Annotated in this window: 17 protein-coding genes, 1 pseudogene and 2 riboswitches; of the genes and pseudogenes, 10 read left to right on the top strand and 8 right to left on the bottom strand. The window is 67.8% G+C overall.

Going from position 1 to position 17731, the window contains the following annotated elements; translation table 11 throughout:
* Nucleotide 1 precedes the first annotated feature (1 nt).
* From M2282_RS13395 to rfbB, 4 genes are read right to left on the bottom strand one after another with little or no spacing between them, the layout of a single operon-like run.
* Nucleotides 2-1006, bottom strand: a complete 1005-nt coding sequence (locus M2282_RS13395; protein ID WP_013539237.1) for a GDP-mannose 4,6-dehydratase — start codon at nucleotides 1004-1006, stop codon at nucleotides 2-4.
* 32 nt (nucleotides 1007-1038) lie between these two features.
* A complete protein-coding gene (rfbA, locus tag M2282_RS13390; RefSeq protein WP_280809265.1) occupies nucleotides 1039-1941 on the bottom strand; it encodes a glucose-1-phosphate thymidylyltransferase RfbA in 903 nt (300 codons plus the stop codon).
* Nucleotides 1942-1975: 34 nt separating this feature from the next.
* Complete coding sequence (gene rfbD, locus M2282_RS13385) at nucleotides 1976-2866, bottom strand: dTDP-4-dehydrorhamnose reductase (RefSeq protein ID WP_280809264.1); 891 nt, start codon at nucleotides 2864-2866, stop codon at nucleotides 1976-1978.
* Nucleotides 2863-3933: a dTDP-glucose 4,6-dehydratase gene (gene rfbB / locus M2282_RS13380; protein ID WP_280809263.1), complete on the bottom strand. Its 1071-nt coding sequence runs from the start codon at nucleotides 3931-3933 to the stop codon at nucleotides 2863-2865. Before rfbB ends, rfbD begins: the two co-directional genes overlap by 4 nt.
* 114 nt (nucleotides 3934-4047) lie before the next feature.
* A riboswitch (glycine riboswitch) is annotated at nucleotides 4048-4144 on the top strand.
* A 7-nt stretch (nucleotides 4145-4151) separates the two neighbouring features.
* A riboswitch (glycine riboswitch) is annotated at nucleotides 4152-4266 on the top strand.
* Between the two features lie 90 nt (nucleotides 4267-4356).
* On the opposite strand from rfbB, the gene M2282_RS13375 reads away from it, so the two are divergent.
* Nucleotides 4357-5658: a D-amino acid dehydrogenase gene (locus M2282_RS13375; RefSeq protein ID WP_280809262.1), complete on the top strand. Its 1302-nt coding sequence runs from the start codon at nucleotides 4357-4359 to the stop codon at nucleotides 5656-5658.
* A gap of 18 nt (nucleotides 5659-5676) precedes the next feature.
* Here M2282_RS13375 and M2282_RS13370 read toward each other — a convergent pair whose 3' ends face one another.
* The 3 genes from M2282_RS13370 to M2282_RS13360 form a co-directional block, all read right to left on the bottom strand.
* Nucleotides 5677-6954, bottom strand: a complete 1278-nt coding sequence (locus M2282_RS13370; RefSeq protein WP_280809261.1) for an FIST signal transduction protein — start codon at nucleotides 6952-6954, stop codon at nucleotides 5677-5679.
* A 44-nt stretch (nucleotides 6955-6998) separates the two neighbouring features.
* Nucleotides 6999-7748, bottom strand: a complete 750-nt coding sequence (locus tag M2282_RS13365) for a PhaM family polyhydroxyalkanoate granule multifunctional regulatory protein (protein WP_280809260.1) — start codon at nucleotides 7746-7748, stop codon at nucleotides 6999-7001.
* Nucleotides 7749-7813: 65 nt separating this feature from the next.
* Nucleotides 7814-9259: a PLP-dependent aminotransferase family protein gene (locus M2282_RS13360; RefSeq protein WP_280809259.1), complete on the bottom strand. Its 1446-nt coding sequence runs from the start codon at nucleotides 9257-9259 to the stop codon at nucleotides 7814-7816.
* A gap of 90 nt (nucleotides 9260-9349) precedes the next feature.
* Here M2282_RS13360 and M2282_RS13355 point away from each other — a divergent pair, with 90 nt between their 5' ends.
* From M2282_RS13355 to M2282_RS13315, 9 genes and pseudogenes are all read left to right on the top strand, one after another.
* Nucleotides 9350-9949, top strand: coding sequence for a LysE family translocator (locus M2282_RS13355; RefSeq protein ID WP_280809258.1), 600 nt, complete (start codon nucleotides 9350-9352; stop codon nucleotides 9947-9949).
* Nucleotides 9946-10890 (top strand): annotated as a pseudogene (locus M2282_RS13350) (DMT family transporter); the annotation flags it as partial. The gene M2282_RS13355 and the pseudogene M2282_RS13350, both read left to right, overlap by 4 nt.
* Nucleotides 10891-11010: 120 nt before the next feature.
* Nucleotides 11011-12213 carry a PLP-dependent aminotransferase family protein gene (locus M2282_RS13345; RefSeq protein WP_280809605.1) on the top strand — a complete coding sequence of 401 codons (1203 nt, stop codon included), beginning with the start codon at nucleotides 11011-11013 and terminating at the stop codon, nucleotides 12211-12213.
* 7 nt (nucleotides 12214-12220) lie between these two features.
* Complete coding sequence (locus M2282_RS13340) at nucleotides 12221-12883, top strand: LysE family translocator (protein ID WP_280809257.1); 663 nt, start codon at nucleotides 12221-12223, stop codon at nucleotides 12881-12883.
* 5 nt (nucleotides 12884-12888) lie between these two features.
* Nucleotides 12889-13530, top strand: coding sequence for a glutathione S-transferase family protein (locus M2282_RS13335; RefSeq protein ID WP_280809256.1), 642 nt, complete (start codon nucleotides 12889-12891; stop codon nucleotides 13528-13530).
* A 5-nt stretch (nucleotides 13531-13535) separates the two neighbouring features.
* Complete coding sequence (locus M2282_RS13330; protein ID WP_280809255.1) at nucleotides 13536-14459, top strand: PhzF family phenazine biosynthesis protein; 924 nt, start codon at nucleotides 13536-13538, stop codon at nucleotides 14457-14459.
* A gap of 21 nt (nucleotides 14460-14480) precedes the next feature.
* Nucleotides 14481-15173 (top strand): VOC family protein, encoded by a 693-nt coding sequence (locus M2282_RS13325; RefSeq protein WP_280809254.1) that lies wholly within the window; start codon nucleotides 14481-14483, stop codon nucleotides 15171-15173.
* A 2-nt stretch (nucleotides 15174-15175) separates the two neighbouring features.
* Nucleotides 15176-15808 carry a LysE family translocator gene (locus M2282_RS13320; RefSeq protein ID WP_280809253.1) on the top strand — a complete coding sequence of 211 codons (633 nt, stop codon included), beginning with the start codon at nucleotides 15176-15178 and terminating at the stop codon, nucleotides 15806-15808.
* Between the two features lie 7 nt (nucleotides 15809-15815).
* Complete coding sequence (locus M2282_RS13315; RefSeq protein ID WP_280809252.1) at nucleotides 15816-16787, top strand: threonine dehydratase; 972 nt, start codon at nucleotides 15816-15818, stop codon at nucleotides 16785-16787.
* Between the two features lie 6 nt (nucleotides 16788-16793).
* Here the strand turns inward: M2282_RS13315 and M2282_RS13310 are convergent, their stop codons facing one another.
* On the bottom strand, nucleotides 16794-17621 hold the full coding sequence (locus M2282_RS13310) for a creatininase family protein (RefSeq protein WP_280809251.1): 828 nt from the start codon (nucleotides 17619-17621) through the stop codon (nucleotides 16794-16796).
* Nucleotides 17622-17731 lie beyond the last annotated feature (110 nt).

Genomic DNA, 17731 nt, shown 5'->3' with positions numbered 1-17731 from the left:
CTTAGACGGTGTAGACCGCGGGGCGGTACAGGTGGATATTGCGCCGGATGAATTCGATGCTCTGGCGCAATCCCTCATCCAGGTCGACTTGCGGAGACCATCCCATCAACTTCGCGGCCAGCGCGTTGTCGGAGACGAGCTTCAAGACCTCGCTCTTGTCGGGACGCATGCGCGCGGTGTCCGCAACGATCTCCTTTTCCACGCCCATCAGCTTGAGGATGCGCTCGGCAAAGTGGCCGATCGTGTAGGTCGAGCCGGTTCCGAGGTTGATGGTTTGTCCCTCGATACCGGGCGTCACCGAAGCAGCGACGAAGCCGGCGACCGTGTCCGTGACGAAGGTCATGTCGCGCTCGGGTGTCAGCGACCCTAGCTTGATCACATCCTGCGTCAGTGCCTGCGAGATGATGGTCGGAATGAATGCCCTGGCCGACTGGCGCGGACCGAAGGTATTGAACGGGCGCAAGGTCACGACGCCGGTGTCGAACGAACGGTAATAGCTCTCGGCGATCTTGTCCGCTCCGATCTTCGAGGCCGAGTAGGGCGACTGTCCTTGCAGCGGATGTTCTTCGTCGATCGGCACCCGCACCGCGGTGCCGTACACCTCCGAGGTGCTCGTGTGGACGACGCGACGAACCGACAGCCGGCGCGCGGCCTCCACGACATTGAGCGTTCCCTCGACATTGGTGCGCACATAGCTGCGCGGGGCAACGTACGAATACGGAATGGCGATCAGGGCCGCCAGATGGCAGACCACGTCGATGCCCTGCATGGCATGCATGACGAAATCACCGTCGTCGATGTTGCCCGCCACGACGCGAAATTGCCCCTTCACGTCATCCGGTGCGAATTCGAGGTTGCCCCAGCTCGATGCAGAACCGTAACGGACCATGGCTGTCACGTCGGCACCGGCACGCACGAGTGCTTCGACCAAGTGGCTGCCGATGAAACCGCCTGCGCCGGTTACGAGGTACTTCTGACCTGTCAGGGTCTGGCTTGATGAATGCATGGCTTGTATTGCTGAAGTAATTGTTTTAGGTGTCAGAGACCGGAGTGAGCGTCTTCGACAAGCAGGCGATTGAGGTACTTGCCATAGGCATTCTTTTGCAATGGCACGGCCAGCCGCGCCAACTGCTCCTTGTCGATGTAGCCATTGCGCCAGGCGATCTCTTCGGGGCAGGCAATCTTCAGGCCCTGGCGGTGCTCCAGCGTGGCGATGAACTGGCCGGCTTCGAGCAGGCTTTCGTGCGTGCCCGTATCCAGCCACGCGTAGCCGCGCTGCATGATCTGCACGTTGAGCTTGCCCAGGTCGAGGTAGGCCTGGTTGACCGCCGTGATCTCGAGTTCGCCGCGCGCGCTGGGCTTCACGGCCTTGGCGATGTCGACGACCTGGTTGTCGTAGAAGTAAAGGCCGGTCACCGCATAGTTGCTCTTGGGCTTCAGCGGCTTTTCTTCGATGCTGCTGGCCTTGCCCTGGGCATCGAAGGCCACCACGCCATAACGCTCGGGGTCTTGCACGTGGTAGGCGAACACGGTTGCGCCGGACTGCTTTGCGTCGGCGTCGGCGAGCAGGTGCACGAAGTCATGCCCGTAGAAGATGTTGTCTCCCAGCACGAGCGCGCTGGGATCGTTGCCCAAAAACTTGTCCCCGATGATGAACGCCTGCGCCAACCCATCCGGGCTCGGCTGCACCGCGTACTGCAGGTTGATCCCCCACTGGCTGCCGTCGCCCAGCAACTGCTGGAAGCGCGGCGTGTCCTGCGGCGTGCTGATGATCAGGATGTCGCGCATGCCACCGAGCATCAGCGTGCTCAGCGGGTAATAGATCATCGGCTTGTCGTACACCGGCAGCAGCTGCTTGCTGAGCGCCAGCGTCGCAGGATGCAGGCGCGTGCCCGAACCACCGGCGAGGATGATGCCTTTGCGTTGCGTCGTCTTGGTCATGGGGTGTTCGTGTCTCTCTCTTGCTCTGCAGATGTCAGAAGGTTTCGCGCAACATGCGGGCGACGCCGGATTGCCACTCGGGCAGCATGAGGCCGAAGGTCGATTGCAGCTTGGTGGTGTCCAGGCGCGAGTTGTGCGGCCGCGTGGCCGGCGTCGGGAACGCCGTGGTGGGCACGGGCTCTACCGCTTCCGGCCCGGCCTTGAGCTCGACGCCCGCGGCCTTGGCTTGCTCGATCACGAAGCGCGCATAGCCATGCCATGTGGTCACGCCGCCGGCCACCGCGTGGTAGAGGCCAGCCTTGGAAGGGTCCTGCAGCGTCGCGCGAATGGCATGCGCGGTGATGTCGGCCAGCAGTTCCGCACCGGTCGGCGCGCCGAACTGGTCATCGATGACGGTGAGCTTGTCGCGTTCCTTGGCGATGCGCAGCATGGTCTTGGCAAAGTTGCCGCCGCGCGCCGCATACACCCAGCTGGTGCGAAAGATCAGGTGCTTCGCGCAGTGCTGCGCCACGAGCTGCTCGCCTTCGAGCTTGGTGCTGCCGTACACGCTGAGCGGGCCAGTCGCATCGTCTTCCTGCCATGGCTTGCTGCCGCTGCCATCGAAGACGTAGTCGGTCGAGTAGTGAACCATCAGCGCGCCGATCTGCTGCGCGGCTTCGGCCACCACGCCAGGCGAGGTGGCGTTGAGCTTGCGGGCGAAGTCGGGCTCGCTCTCGGCCTTGTCGACCGCGGTGTGCGCGGCGGCATTGACGATGACGTCGGGGCGGACCTTCAGCACCGTTTCGGCCAGTTGCTCGGGGCGGCTGAAATCGGCGTTGAAGTCGGTGCTGTCGAAATCGAGCGCGACCAGTTCACCCAGGGGGGCGAGGCTGCGCTGCAGCTCCCAGCCGACCTGTCCGCCTTTGCCGAGCAGCAGCAGCTTCATGCCGTGGCCTTCGCGTCGTATTGCTTTTCGACCCACTCGCGGTACGCGCCGCTTTGCACGTTGCGCACCCATTCGCCGTTGGCCAGGTACCACTCGACGGTCTTGCGGATGCCGCTGTCGAAGGTCTCGGCGGGCTTCCAGCCGAGCTCGCGCTCGAGCTTGCGCGCGTCGATGGCGTAGCGGCGGTCGTGGCCGGGACGGTCGGTGACGTAGGTGATCTGTTCCTTGTACGGCTTGCCGTCGGCCTTGGGGCTCAGTTCGTCGAGCAGCGCGCAGACGGTGTTGACGATCTCGATGTTCGGCTTCTCGTTCCAGCCGCCCACGTTGTAGGTCTCCCCGAGCTTGCCGGCTTCGAGCACGCGGCGGATGGCGCTGCAGTGGTCCTTCACATAGAGCCAGTCGCGCACCTGCATGCCGTCGCCGTACACGGGCAGCGGCTTGCCGGCCAGGGCGTTGACGATCATGAGGGGGATGAGCTTCTCGGGGAAGTGGAACGGCCCGTAGTTGTTCGAGCAGTTGGTGGTGACTACCGGCAGGCCGTAGGTGTGGTGCCAGGCGCGCACGAGGTGGTCGCTGGCCGCCTTGCTGGCCGAGTAGGGGCTGTTCGGCTCGTACTTGTTCTCTTCGGTGAAGGCCGGGTCGGTCTTGGAGAGGGAACCGTAGACTTCGTCGGTCGATACGTGCAGGAAGCGGAAGGCAGCCTTCTGGTCGGCCGGCAGTGCATTCCAGAAGCCGCGCACGGATTCGAGCAGGCGGAAGGTGCCGAGCACGTTGGTCTGCACGAAGTCTTCTGGGCCGTGGATCGACCGGTCGACATGCGATTCGGCAGCGAAATTCACGACGGCGCGGGGTTTGTGCTGGGCCAGCAGGCGGTCGAGCAGGGCGCTGTCGCCGATGTCGCCCTGCACGAAGATGTGCTTCGGGTTGTCCTTGAGCGAGGCGAGCGTCTCGAGGTTGCCTGCGTAGGTCAGTTTGTCGAGATTCACGACCGGCTCATCGCTCTGCGCGATCCAGTCGAGTACGAAATTGGCGCCAATGAAGCCTGCGCCGCCGGTTACCAGGATCATGGGGTCCCCTGTTGTTGTCGAACCTTCGCCCTCTGGCGAATGAACGGATGATTATCCCATCAGCCCGCAAGGTGAAACCCGGGGTTGGCGTAGCCAAAGGTACCCACCTACAATCGCCCGACTGCAGGAGAGCGGGCCACCACGGTGGCCCTACCGAAGGCGCAAACTCCCATAAACGCTCAGGTCGGCCCGAACAAGGGGTCTGTACTGCACCACATCAAACGCCGTCTGGAGAGCCATCAGCCATTTCACGTGGCGATGCACCGAAGGAGCAAACCTGTTGCGAAGTCGCAACAGGTGAATCTCTCAGGTACCGAGGACAGGGGGAGCGGCAACTTGGACGGCGGACGTCCGGTTGCTTGCTATTGAATCAATAGCACACCACATCCGCCATTCAAGCGCTGCACCTCAAAGGTACTTGCAATGCGCGTGATCGTTCTTGGCGCCGGCCTGCTCGGCGTGACCTCGGCTTACTACCTCCAGCAACTCGGCCACGAAGTGACCGTGATCGACCGGCAGGCCACCCCGGCCGCCGAAACCAGCTTCGCCAACGGCGGGCAGATCTCGGTGAGCCATGCCGAGCCCTGGGCCAACCCCAGCGCGCCGCTCAAGGTGCTGCAATGGCTGGGCAAGGAAGACGCCCCGCTGCTCTTTCGCATCCGCGCCGACATGCGCCAGTGGCTCTGGGGCCTGCAGTTCCTGCGCGAATGCACGCCGGCACGCACGAAGCACAACATCGAGCAGATCGTTCGCCTGGGCACCTACAGCCGTGAAATGTTGCAGCAATTGCGCCGGGATACCGGCCTGAGCTACGACCAGCGCACCCAGGGCATCCTGCATTTCTATACGACGCAAAAAGAGTTCGACGGCGCCCTCGCGCCCGCCGAGCAGATGCGCGCGCTGGGCTGCGAACGGCTGGTGATCTCGGCCGACGAGGCCGTGAAGATCGAGCCCGCCCTCGCCCACATCCGCCCCCAGCTGGCGGGCGCCACCTACACGGCCGAAGACGAGTCCGGCGACGCCAACCGCTTCGCGCGCGAACTGGTCAAGCTCGCGACCGGGGCCGGCGTGAAGTTCCTCATGAGCCACACGGTGACCGCGCTGCGCGAGACCGGCGGCAGCATCGACCACGTCGAGGCGACCGACAGCGAAGGCCGCTTCCAGCGCATCCGCGGCGATGCCTTCGTGCTGGCGATGGGTTCGCTGAGCCCGCTCTACGCCGCGCCGCTGGGCATCCGCCTGCCGATCTATCCAGCCAAGGGCTATTCGGTGACGCTGCCCGTTAAGGACGCCTCGAAGGCGCACCAGGTCTCGCTGACCGACGACGAATACAAGCTCGTGTTCTCGCGCTACACCTCGGAATCGGGCGATCGCCTCCGCATCGCCGGCACGGCCGAACTCAACGGCTACGACCGGGACCTGAACCGCGTGCGCTGCGAAGCCATCGTGCGGCGCGTCGAAGAACTGTTCCCCGGCGCCGGCGACACCGAGCAGGCCCAGTTCTGGACGGGCCTGCGCCCCGCGACGCCGAGCAACGTGCCGATGATCGGCAAGACAAAGCTGCCGAACCTGTACCTGAACACCGGCCATGGCACGCTCGGCTGGACGCACGCCTGCGGCTCGGGCAAGTCGATCGCGCGGATCGTGAGCGGGCTCGCGCCGGAGGTGGATTTCGCGTTCACCGGCATGCCGGCGCCGCAGCCGCGCGTGCTGCAGCCGGCCTGATCCCGGGCCCGGTCGCGCTCAATCCTTGCTGGTGAACACCGTCAACACGCCGGTGTAGCCATACAGGTGGTGCCGGGCGATTTCGCCCGCGGCGAAGAAGCCGACCAGCGGCACGTCGCCCAGCGCGTGCCGCACGATCTGCAGCTCGGCGCCCGGCGCGCCGAAATGCGGACCGCCGCGTCCCGAGCAGCTCACGTACACCGCGCCCGCGATGCGGCGCGCGGGGTGCGGCGCCGCTTCGGCCTCGCCAGCCGCGACGGCCCTGGCGGTCGCCAGCGTCTGCTCTTCGGGCTCCAGCTCCTCGCGAATCTCCGCGCAGATACGCATCAGGTCGGCGCGCGCCGCCTGCGCGTTGCGGCGGCAGAAAGTCAAGCGCATGCCGGCCTCGGCCACGTCGGCGATCGCGATGCCGCGGCGCGTCGGGTCCAGGCCGATGATGTGGCGCACCAGCACGTCGGCGCCCAGGTCGCCGGTGCGGCGCACGCCGTCGCTGCCCGCATCGGCCAGGCCCACCAGCGTGCTGCGCACCGCGTCGATGGCTTCCTGCGGCCGTTCGAGCGACACCTGCAGGTCGGCCAGCAGCACGTCGAGCGCGGGTTCGCCGTCGAGCTTGAGCAGGAGGTTGCCATCGGCCTCGGTGATCTCGCGCTCGCGCACGCCCGAGCGCAGCGGCTGGCAACCTTGGGTGACGCGCGACACCACCCGAACGCCTTCGCCGAACACCACGCCCGACAGGCCGCCCGAGAACACACCGCCGGCCGCGCCATGGCCGCGGATGTTGCCGTTGCCGCCCACCGCGAACTGCAGCGCGCCGCCGCGGCCCGACGAGAGCCCGCCGAAGAGGTAGCCGGTGTCGGTGCGGCCGGCCATCTCGCCGATCAGCTCGGTGAGGTCGGGCGTCGCGGGGTCGGCATGAACCAGCGCGGTGTGCGCCTCGAACCCGCTCATCTCCGAATTGCTCAGCGGCGCCACGCCCGAGAACACGCGGTACTGGTCGCTCGGCAGTGCACAGAGCATGAGGCTCATGCCCGGTTCGTCGAAGTACTCGGCGTTGTTGGCCGAGACGCCGATGCCGACGGTGCCCGACCAGTCGGTCACTTCGGGCAGCTCGGCGCTCAGGTGATCGAGGATCTCCTGCGCCTCGGCCGCGTAGTGGTCGGTGATGTAGAGCAGCCCGAGCGTCGGCGACGCCGCGTAGTCGGGCAAGGCCATCTGTGCGCGCAACTGGGCCAGCACGAGGCCGGCCGCCATGCGCCATTGCGGATGGGTGGCATGGCCGGTGGGAAACAACTTCATGATGCGTGCCAACCCGTTCTCTTCAAAAGTGGATGTGTGTGACGTCAGCGACGGCCGGTGGTTCGCTTGCGCGCGGCGGTCGGGGTCTTTTTCTTGGCGGCGGGCGTTTCCGCCTTTTTTGCCGCGGCCTTGGCCGCGGGCTTTTTCGCGGCGGCCGGCTTGCCCATCGCCTTGCCGACCGCATCGGCCAGCGGCTGGGCCATGGCGGGGACCTTGAGCTGGGCCGCGTCCTGCAGCGCCGTGCTGGCGATCTGCTGAAACTGCTCGGTCAGCGAGCCCCACCACTGCATCGGATCGACCACGCCGGCGGCGTCGGTGGCGGCGGCCTTGCCGCGCGGCTTTTTCTTCGGTGCCGGTGCTTCTTCTTCGTCGACCTCAGCGTCGTTTTCTTCCTCGACCGGCTCGGGTTCGGGTGCAGCGGCTGCAAAGGAGGCGGGCGCCGGAGCTGCTGTGGCTGCTGCCGCCTGCTTGGTGAACGCACTCGCCAGGTCTTCCATCCGCACGTTCATGCCGCGCAGGGTCGAGAGCGTCATCTTCTGAACTTCCAGCGCCTGGATCGTGGCCTTGAGCGCATGGCCGTTCTGCTCGAGCCAGTACTGCACGGTCTTGAGTTCCTGAATGCGCTTATCGACCTCCTCCACGCTCAGCGTGGGCGCCACCCAGCTCGCCAGGCTCGGGATGCCCGGCACCGACGCGGCGCCGGTGCCCGCTGCGGCGCCCCCGGCCAGGTTCTTCAGGAAGTCGAATCCGGGGACGAACTGGCTGAAGTCGAAGGGTTTGCTGGCATTGGTCATGCGGAGGGTCTCCAGGCTGGGTTTTCTTGTGCTGCCAGCTTACTCCAAGCCCCCGGAACCCGGCCTCAAAGCTCGCTGCGAACCTTGCTGAAAACTTTCCAGAAAGTGGCGTCCTGCGAGGTCGCGAAGTTGATCCGCATCATCGTGCTGGGCGGCCGGCGCGCATGGAACAGCGACCCCGGCGCCAGCAGATAGCCCTGGTCGAGCATGCGCTGGGTGAGCGCGTCGGTGTCGACGCCCGTGTCGACCCAGCCGAACAGCCCCGCCGGCTCCGAGGCGAAGGTGCAGCCGTGCGACATCGCGAGCTTCACCGCCCGCCCGCGCGCGCCGTCGAGCCGGATGCGCACGCGCTCCGAATGCCTGCGCAGCTGGCCCTGGTCGATGCACCACGACAAGGCCCGCTCGAACAGCGTGGGCGAGGTGAGCGTGGCCAGCAGCTTGGTCTCCAGCAGCCGATCCTTCAGCGCGGGCGGCGCGGCCAGGAAGCCGATGCGCCAGTTGGGCGCGATGATTTTTGCGAAGCCGCTCACGTAGACGGTGCGCTGCAGCCCGTCGAGCGCACTCAGCCGCGTGGCGTGCTCAGGCGCGAGGTGGCTGTAGGTGTCGTCCTCGACGATGTGGAAATCGTGCTCGTTCGCGAGCTTGAGCACCCGGTGCGCGCTGCCGGGCGTGAGGCTGTAGCCGGTCGGGTTGTGCAGCACGCTCACGCTCACGAAGAGCTTGGGCTTGTGCAGCACGCAGTACTGCGCCATCACCTCCAGGTCGGGCCCGTCGGCGCGGCGCGGCACCGGCAGGATGCGCATGCCCAGCGCCTCGAGGCGCGCGAATTCCAGCGCCCAGCCGGGCTCCTCGACCATCACCGGATCGCCCGGCCGCAGCAGCGTGCGGCTCACGATGTCCAGCGCATGGGTGGCGCCGATGGTGGTGATGATCTGGTCGGGCGCGGCCGGCACGTTGATGCCCACCAGCTTCTGCGAGAGGCTGCGGCGCAGGCTCATGTCGCCGGCGGGCTCGCCGTATTGGAGCGACAGCTCCTGCAGCACGGCTGTACTGGTCATGCGACGCACGGCCGTGGGCATGAAGGTGGACGACATCCAGTCCGGCGGGAACACGCCCATGCCGGGCTGCGGCTTGTCGCTCGGGCGATGGAACATGCTGCGGATCAGCGAACTCGCGTCGGCCGGCACGCGCGAGGCCATCATCTGCACGGCCATCGCCGCCGGCATGCCGCTCACGCCTTGCGCAGCCGCGCCGCTGCCCGGGCGGCTGTCCTGTACCGGTGCCGAATCGCGCACGTAGAAACCGCGCTGCCGGCGGGCTTCGACGAGCCTCTGCGCGAGCAGTTGGTCGTACGCGGCGACCACCGTGTACGGGCTCACGCCCTGCTGCCGCGCGCATTCGCGCACCGAGGGCAATCGGGCGCCGGGCGGCAGCAGCCGGGTGCGGATGCGTTCGGCCAGGCGGTCTGCGAGCTGGCTGGTCAACGATTGGGTGGAGGTGCGTGTCAGCATGCTGTGTCGACGGATTAACCAATACAGATGCCGTGTTTGTTCGACCATCTGTACTGGAACTGTAATGGTCACAAGTTTAGAGTCTGTGTCATGAACTGGCAAGAATTCACCGCGCTGCTGGTGCTGGCCACGGCGATGAGTTTTTCGCCCGGACCCAACACCACGCTTTCCACCGCCCTCGCGGCCAACGGCGGCCTGCCGCGCGCGATGCGCTTCGTGGTCGCGGTGCCGGTCGGCTGGACCTTGCTGCTGGCGATCTGCGCGGCCGGCCTCGGCGCGCTGGTGGTCGCGGTGCCGCCGCTGCGCCTGGCGATCAAGGGCCTGGGCATCGCCTACCTGCTGTGGCTGGCGTACAAGCTCAGCGGCAGCGCCAAGCTCGGCAAGGCCGACAGCGCCAGCCTCACCGTCGGTTTCGGCCAGGGCGTGATGCTGCAGTTCGTCAACATCAAGGCCTGGCTCCTCGCGCTCACGCTGGTGGCCGGGTGGATCGCCGGCCAGCCCGATGCGCTCTCGCGCTTTGCCATCGTCGCGCCGGTGATGCTGTTCTATGCCTTCGTCAGCAACTTCGCCTATGCGCTGGTCGGCGCGCTGCTGCGCGACTGGCTCGCGAAGGGCAAGCGCCTCCTGTGGTTCAACCGCGCGATGGGCGTGGTGCTGGTGCTCACGGCGTGGTGGATGGTGAGCGTATGAGCAAGGGATTCAACATCAAGGACGAAACGCTGGGCATGTGGCTCGGCGTGATCGGCGTGGCGCTGTTCGCGGTGACGCTGCCGATGACGCGGCTGGCCACGGGCACGCAGGCCGCGCCGCAGCTGTCGCCGTGGTTCGTGACGCTCGGGCGCGCGGCGCTGGCCGGTGTGCTGTCGGCCATCTTCCTGCTCGTCACGCGCTCGCCACGGCCGGCCGCGCACCAGTGGAAGCCGCTGGGCATGGCGGTGCTGGGCAACGCCATCGGCTATCCGCTCCTGCTCGCCTATGCGCTGCGCGTGGTCACGGCCAGCCATGCCTCGGTGGTGACGGCGCTGCTGCCGCTCGTGACCGCAGCGGTCGCCGCATGGGTGCTGCACCAGCGCGCGCGGCTCGGCTTCTGGCTCTGCGCCATCGCAGGCAGCCTGCTGGTGGTGGTGTTCTCGGTGCTGCGCGCGAGCCAGAGCGGCCATGGCTTCGGCTTCGAATGGGCCGACCTGCTGCTGGTGGGCGCGGTCATCGCCGCATCGTTCGGCTACATCTACGGCGCGCATGTCACGCCGTCGCTGGGCGCCGAGCGGGTGATCTGCTGGGTCTGCGTGATGGCGCTGCCGGTCACGCTGCCGGCCACGCTGGCGCTGTGGCCGACGCAGCCCATCGCCACGGCGTCGTGGCTGGGCTTCGTCTACGTGGGCATGTTCTCGATGTGGATCGGCTTCTTCGCCTGGTACCGCGGTCTCGCCCTCGGCGGCGCGCTGCGCGTGAGCCAGACGCAACTGCTGCAGCCCTTTCTCTCGATCCTCGCGTCGATCCCGATCCTCGGCGAACCGCTCGACCTGGTGACGCTGGGCTTCGCGATCGCGGTGGTGGCCACGGTGGTCATCGGCAAGCGGCTCTCGCAGCCTCAGGCCGCACCGGTCGCCGCGCCGCTCCCAGCGGGCGCGGCCGGAAGAAGCCGATGCCACCCCACTTCACACCGGCTGCAACAAAATCCATGTTGCATCCCTTGGCGACCTGCCATCGAATCTCACCTCACCCGCTTGAAGCCTGAAAGAAGAAACGCCATGAACTGGAAACTCGCCGCCCGCGCCGCCAAGATGAACCCGTCGGTGCTGCGCGAAATCCTCAAGGTCACCGAACGCCCCGGCATCATCAGCCTGGCGGGCGGCCTGCCCTCGCCCAAGACCTTCCCGATCCAGGCTTTTGCCGACGCCTGCGCCGAAGTGCTGCACAACGACGGCCAGGCCGCGCTGCAGTACGCCGCGAGCGAGGGCTACGCGCCGCTGCGCCAGGCCGTGGCCGACATGCTGCCGTGGAACGTCGACCCCGCGCAGGTGCTGATCACCACCGGCTCGCAGCAGGGCCTGGACCTGGTGGCCAAGGTGCTGATCGATCCGGGCAGCAAGGTGCTGGTGGAAACGCCCACTTACCTCGGCGCGCTGCAGGCCTTCGGCCCGATGGAGCCGAACCCGGTGAGCGTGGCGAGCGATGAAGACGGCGTGATCGTCGACGACCTGGTCGCCAAGGCGAAGGACGCGCGCTTCGTCTACCTGCTGCCCAACTTCCAGAACCCGACGGGCCGCACCATGACCGAAGCGCGCCGCGCCGCCGTTTCGGCCGCCGCCGCCGAGGCGGGCCTGCCGATCATCGAAGACAACCCTTACGGCGAGCTCTGGTTCGACGAAGCCCCACCGCTTCCGCTGACCGCGCGCAACCCCGAAGGCTGCATCTACCTGGGTTCGTTCTCCAAGGTGCTGGCGCCCGGCTTGCGACTGGGCTTCCTGGTGGCGCCCAAGGCCATCTACCCGAAGCTGCTGCAGGCCAAGCAGGCCGTCGACCTGCACACGCCGATCTTCACGCAGCGGATGGTGTCGGCCGTGATGAAGGACAACTTCCTCGAGCGTCACGTGCCCACGATCCGCGCGCTCTACAAGCGCCAGCGCGACGCGATGATCGCCGCGCTCACGCGCGAGATGGCTGGCCTCGACGTGAAGTTCAACGCGCCCAAGGGCGGCATGTTCCTGTGGGCGCGCCTGCCCGAGGGCATCGACACCGTGAAGCTGCTGCCCAAGGCGGTCGAGCGCAACGTGGCCTTCGTGCCCGGCGCGCCGTTCTACGCGGGCCTGGGCGATCCGCGCACGCTGCGCCTGTCGTTCGTGACGGCCAGCGTGGAAGAGATAGATACCGCCATCGCCGCACTCGCGGTGACGCTGCGCGAAGAGCTGGCGCTGCTCGGCGAGCACAAGCTCGCGCCCGCATCGGTGTGAGGGAACGATGATCGGCATCGCGACGCTCTCGCTCTTCCTGCTCGCCGTGCTGGCGCTGTTCCTCTCGCCCGGACCGAACATGGCCTTCGTGCTTTCGCACGGCGTGGCGCATGGTCCGCGCGGCGGATTCGCGGCAGCCATCGGCATCTCTGCGGCCGACCTGGTGCACACGCTCTTTGCAGCAACCGGCGTCACCGCGCTGGTGGCCGCATGGCCGCCGTCGTTCGACGTGCTGCGCTATGCAGGCGCGCTGTACCTGGTGTGGCTCGCGGTGCAGGCGCTGCGCAATGGCGGCCTTCGCATGGACGCGCAGGCCCAGCCCGCCGGCTTCGGGCGCATCGTGCGCATGGCGCTGCTGAACAACCTCGTCAATCCGAAGGCGCTGCTGTTCTTCATGGTGTTCCTGCCGCAGTTCGTCGATCCGTCGCGCGGCAGCGTGCCGCTGCAGCTGGTGCAGCTGGGCGTCGTGCTGTCGATCGCTGCGCTGGCCTTCAACACGCTGCTGGGTGCCTGCAGCGGACAGGTCGGGCGCTGGCTGCAGCGCCGACCCGGCGCCGAAAAATTCCAGCGCGCCCTGCTCGCCCTCGTGATGATCGGCCTGGCCATTCGCCTGCTGATGCTCGACAGACCCGCCGCCCCCGTGGCCGCACTTCCCGCACAAGGACATTGAAAATCATGCTCAACATCTGGGGCCGCATCAGCTCGATCAACGTCCGCAAGGTGGTGTGGTGCGCGCAGGAACTCGGCCTGGACTTCCAGCGCACCGAGGCCGGCGGCAGGTTCGGCGTGGTGCAGACGCCCGAATACCTCGCGCTCAATCCGAATGCGATGGTGCCGACCATCGACGACGGCGAAGGCGCCGAGCGCGTGACGCTCTGGGAGTCGAACGTGATCGTTCGCTACCTCTGCGCGAAGCATTCGCACGGCAGCTTCTACCCGAGCGAGCTGCCCGCGCGCTTCGACGCCGAGCGCTGGATGGACTGGCAGCAGACCACGCTCAACCGCGCGAGCCGCGACGCATTTGTGCAATGGGTGCGTACGCCGCCTGCCGAGCGCCAGCCCGCGCTCATCGATGCGTCCGTGCGCGAGAGCGAAGCGCTGTTCGCCCTGCTCGATGCGCACCTCGCGAGCCGCCCCTACCTGGCCGGCGAGCGCTTCACCATGGCCGACATCCCCGTCGGCTGCGAGGCGCACCGCTGGTTCGGCCTGCCTGCCGTCGAATACCAGCGGCCCAGCTGGCCGAACGTGGAGCGCTGGTACGCCGATCTTCTTTCCCGCCCGGGCGCGCGCGGCGTGCTCGACCTGTCCCTCGAATGAATCCGATGAAATCCCGCCCCTTCAAGCAAGTCGACGTCTTCACTGCCACCGCTTACTACGGCAACCCGCTGGCCGTGGTCATCGACGGGCAAGACCTCGACGAGGCCGCGATGCAGCGCTTCGCGCAGTGGACCAACCTGTCCGAGACCACCTTCCTGCTGCCGCCGACCGACCCGGCCGCCGACTACCGCGTGCGCATCTTCACGCCCGGCGGCGAGCTGCCCTTTGCCGGCCATCCGACCATCGGCAGCTGCCATGCGTGGCTGCAGGCCGGCGGCAAGCCCAAGGTGGCGGGCCGCGTGGTGCAGCAATGCAACGCCGGCCTGGTGCCGTTGCGGCGCGATGGCGACCGCCTGGCCTTCGCCGCGCCGCCGCTCAAGCGCAGCGCCCCGAGCCCCGCGCTGCTCGCCAAGGTGGCCGGGGCGCTGGGCCTGAAGGCGCAGCAGGTGGTCGCGGCACAGGTGCTGGACAACGGCCCGGTCTGGTTCGGCCTGCTGCTGAACGACGCCGACGCGGTGCTCGCGCTGCAGCCCGACCACCGCGCGCTGAAGGAGCTGGGCGTGAAGGCCGGCGTGGCCGGCGTGCCCGCGGCGCACGACACCTCGCTGCTCATCGGCCGCTCCAACCGCGAGGCGCGCGCCTTCGGCAACCGCCCCGCCACGCCAAACGACGACGGCGCGAAGATCGATCTCGAGGTGCGCGCCTTCGCCGAGCCGATCGGCGTGCAGGAAGACCCGGTCACCGGCAGCCTGAACGCGAGCCTGGCCGAATGGCTGATCGCCGACGGCCACATGCCCGAGCGCTATCTGGCCGCGCAGGGCCAGTGCCTGGGCCGTGCGGGCCGCGTGTACATCGAGCGCGACGGCGACGGAAAAATCTGGGTCGGCGGCGACGCCGTGACCTGCATCGACGGCAACGTCACGCTCTGAGAGCCCGAGAGGCAATCCGACATGCACGCCGAACTCGACCACCTGGTGATCGCCGCCGCCTCGCTGGCCGAAGGCGTGGCCTGGTGCGAAGAAACCCTCGGCGTCACGCCCGGGCCGGGCGGCGCGCATCCGCTGATGGGCACGCACAACCGGCTGCTGAATGTGGCCAGCGATGCGTTCCCGCGGGCCTACGCGGAAATCATCGCCATCGAGCCCGGCAAGGAGCCGTCGCGGCCCGGCACGCGCCGCTGGTTCGACCTGGACGATGCGGCGCTGCAGGCGGGTCTGGCGCAGCACGGTCCGCGGCTCATCCACTTCGTGGCGCGCGTGCCCGATGCCGCCGCCGCAATCCGCGCGCTGGCCCACGAAGAGCATGCGCACATCGACCGCGGCCAGTTGCTCGAAGCCTCGCGCGACACGCCGGCCGGCCGGCTCGAATGGCAGATCGCGGTGCGCGATGACGGCCAGCGGCTCTTCTATGGCGCGCTGCCGACGCTGATCCAGTGGGGGCCGGTGCACCCGACCCATGCCATGCCCGCCTCGGGCCTGGCGCTGCGCTCGCTGCATGTGGCGCATCCGCGTGGGCCCGCGCTCGCCGCCGCGCTCTCGGCCATCGGCATGGGCGCGCTGAAGGTGAATGCGGGCCCGCCCAACCTCGTTGCGGTGTTTGACACGCCACGCGGCCCCGTCACGCTCGAATCCAAAGGACTCTGACCATGTTGAGCCTCACCGAAATCGCCTGGTTCGCCCTCGCATCGCTGCTGCTGGCGCTCACGCCGGGGCCGAACATGATCTATTGCGTCTCGCGCACCCTGATCCAGGGCCGCCGTGCGGGAATGATCTCGCTGGGCGGCGTGCTGATGGCGTTCCTGGTGCACCTCTTCGCCGCCGCGCTCGGGCTCACCGCGCTGCTGCTGGCGGTGCCGCTCGCATTCGATGCGATCCGCATCGCGGGTGCGGCCTACCTGCTCTGGCTCGCGTGGCAGGCGGTGCGCCCCGGCGGCAACGCGCCCTTCGAGGCGCGCGCGCTGCCGGCCGATCCGCCGGCCAAGCTCTTCCGCATGGGCTTTCTCACGAACCTGCTGAACCCGAAGGTGGCGATGTTCTACCTGTCGTTCTTTCCGCAGTTCATCCATCCCGAACGCGGCTCTGTGTTGCTGCAGAGCATGCAGCTGGGCATGGCACAGATGGCGAGCAGCGCGGTGGTCAACACCGTGATGATCTTCGGCGCCGCGAGCATCACCGCAGCGCTGTCGCAAAGCGCCGGCTGGCTGCGCGCGCAGCGCTATGTGATGGGCAGCGTGCTGGCCGCGCTCGCCGTGCGGGTCGCCCTGACCGAAAGAAAGTAAGCCGCCCATGCGATTCACCCGCGAAGAGATCGAAGCCGCGCAGCGCACCGTGCACGCGGCCATGCCGCCCACCCCGCAATACACCTGGCCGCTGCTGTCGCAGCGCCTGGGCGCGACGCTCTGGGCCAAGCACGAGAACCACACGCCGGTCGGCGCCTTCAAGATCCGCGGCGGCCTGACGTACTTCGAGACCCTCGCGCGCGAAGAGCCCGAGGTGCGCCACGTGATCAGCGCAACGCGCGGCAACCACGGCCAGTCGCTCGGCTTCGCGGCGCGGCGGCACGGGCTGGGCGCGACCATCGTGGTGCCGCACGGCAATTCGCAGGAGAAGAACGCCGCGATGCGCGCGCTCGGCGTCACGCTGGTCGAGCATGGCGACGACTTCCAGGCGGCATCGGAACACGCGGCCCTGCTGGCGGAGCGTGACGCGCTGCACCGCGTGCCGTCGTTCCATCGCGAGCTGGTGCGCGGCGTGTCGACCGCGTATGTCGAATTCTTCAGCGCGTTCAAGGACGCGCCGCCCGACGTGCTGTTCGTGCCCATCGGCCTGGGCTCGGGCTTTGCCGGCGCGGCCGTGGCGCGGGCGCATTGCAGCGTGGCTACAAAGATCATCGGCGTGGTGTCGGCACACGCCACCGCGTACCGCGATTCCTTCCGCGCGGGCAAGCCGGTCGAGTCACCGGTCAGCACGCGGCTGGCCGACGGCATGGCCTGCCGTGTGCCGGTGCCCGAATCGGTCGAGGTGATCCTGCGCGAAGCCGACGACGTGATCGCCGTCACCGACGACGAAGTGGGCGAAGCCATGCGCATCCTCTTTTCCGACACGCACAACGTGGCCGAAGGCGCCGGTGCCGCCGCATTGGCGGGCGCGCTTCAGCAGCAGGCGCGCTGGCGCGGCAAGACGGTGGGCATCAGCGTGAGCGGCGGCAATGTCGATTCGGACATGTTCGCCGGGGTGCTCGCGCGCAGCGCTGCCTGAAGCGGATCAGGGCAGCGGCTGGGTGTTGGCCGTGGCCAGCGGCAGGCGCGACACCTCGACCAGCAACAGCGCCAGTTGCTGCGCAGCCGCATCGATCACCGTCTGCCCCTTCGCCGCCGTCGCCGCGGCTGCATTGCCGGCCGCACCCTCCGCGTTGTAGTCCTCCATCGCCCAGCCGAGCTTGGCGCTCTTGCCGTTGCCCAGGATCTCGTAGTCGGCCGCGCGCTGCTCGGAGGTCGAGCGGAAATCCTTCGCCTCGCCCATGCGCACGCGCTCGGGCGTCAGCGCCAGCATCATCGAGGTCTCGATCTCGCCCGCGTGCACGCCGAAGCGGTGCTCCTGCGCGCTGAACTGCGCACCCGCATCGCCCAGCGGCAGGTTGAACCAACTCACGCTGTAGACGATGAGCCCGTGCGCCGCACGCAGCTCGCGCGCCACGATGTCCATCGCGCCCACATGGCCGCCGTGCGCGTTGAAGAGCACCAGCTTCTTCACCCCGGCGCGCGCCACGCCCGCCCCGATTTCGTTCCACATGCGGATCAGGGTCTCGGCCGACAGCGTGAGCGTGCCCGCAAAACGGGCATGTTCCGGGCTCAGGCCGATCTGCTGGGTCGGCAGGAACAGCACCGGCAGATCCGCAGCCAGCAGCGGCAGCGACGCGGCCACGATGCCGTCGGCCAGCACCGTGTCCACGCCCAGCGGCAGGTGCGGACCATGCTGCTCGGTGGCGCCCAGCGGCAGCACCGCGACGGTGGCCGCCGCATCGAGCGCCGCGAAGTCGCGCGTGGTGAGCTGGGACCAGAAGCGGGGCAAGGGGACCGGTAGTACGTTCATCCGGGCGATCTTAGGCCGGCGCCTTGCCCTGCCCAAGTTGCACCCGCATACAACTTGCTGGAAGCCAAAGGCCAAACCGAGCTTTAGTTCACATTTCAGACTTTGCTTTA

The sequence above is a fragment of the Variovorax boronicumulans genome (assembly GCF_029892485.1).
GTDB classification, from domain to species: Bacteria; Pseudomonadota; Gammaproteobacteria; order Burkholderiales; family Burkholderiaceae_C; genus Variovorax; species Variovorax boronicumulans_B.
The sequence above is the reverse complement of the archived record's forward strand: the minus strand, read 5'-3'. Positions and strand labels throughout refer to the sequence as shown.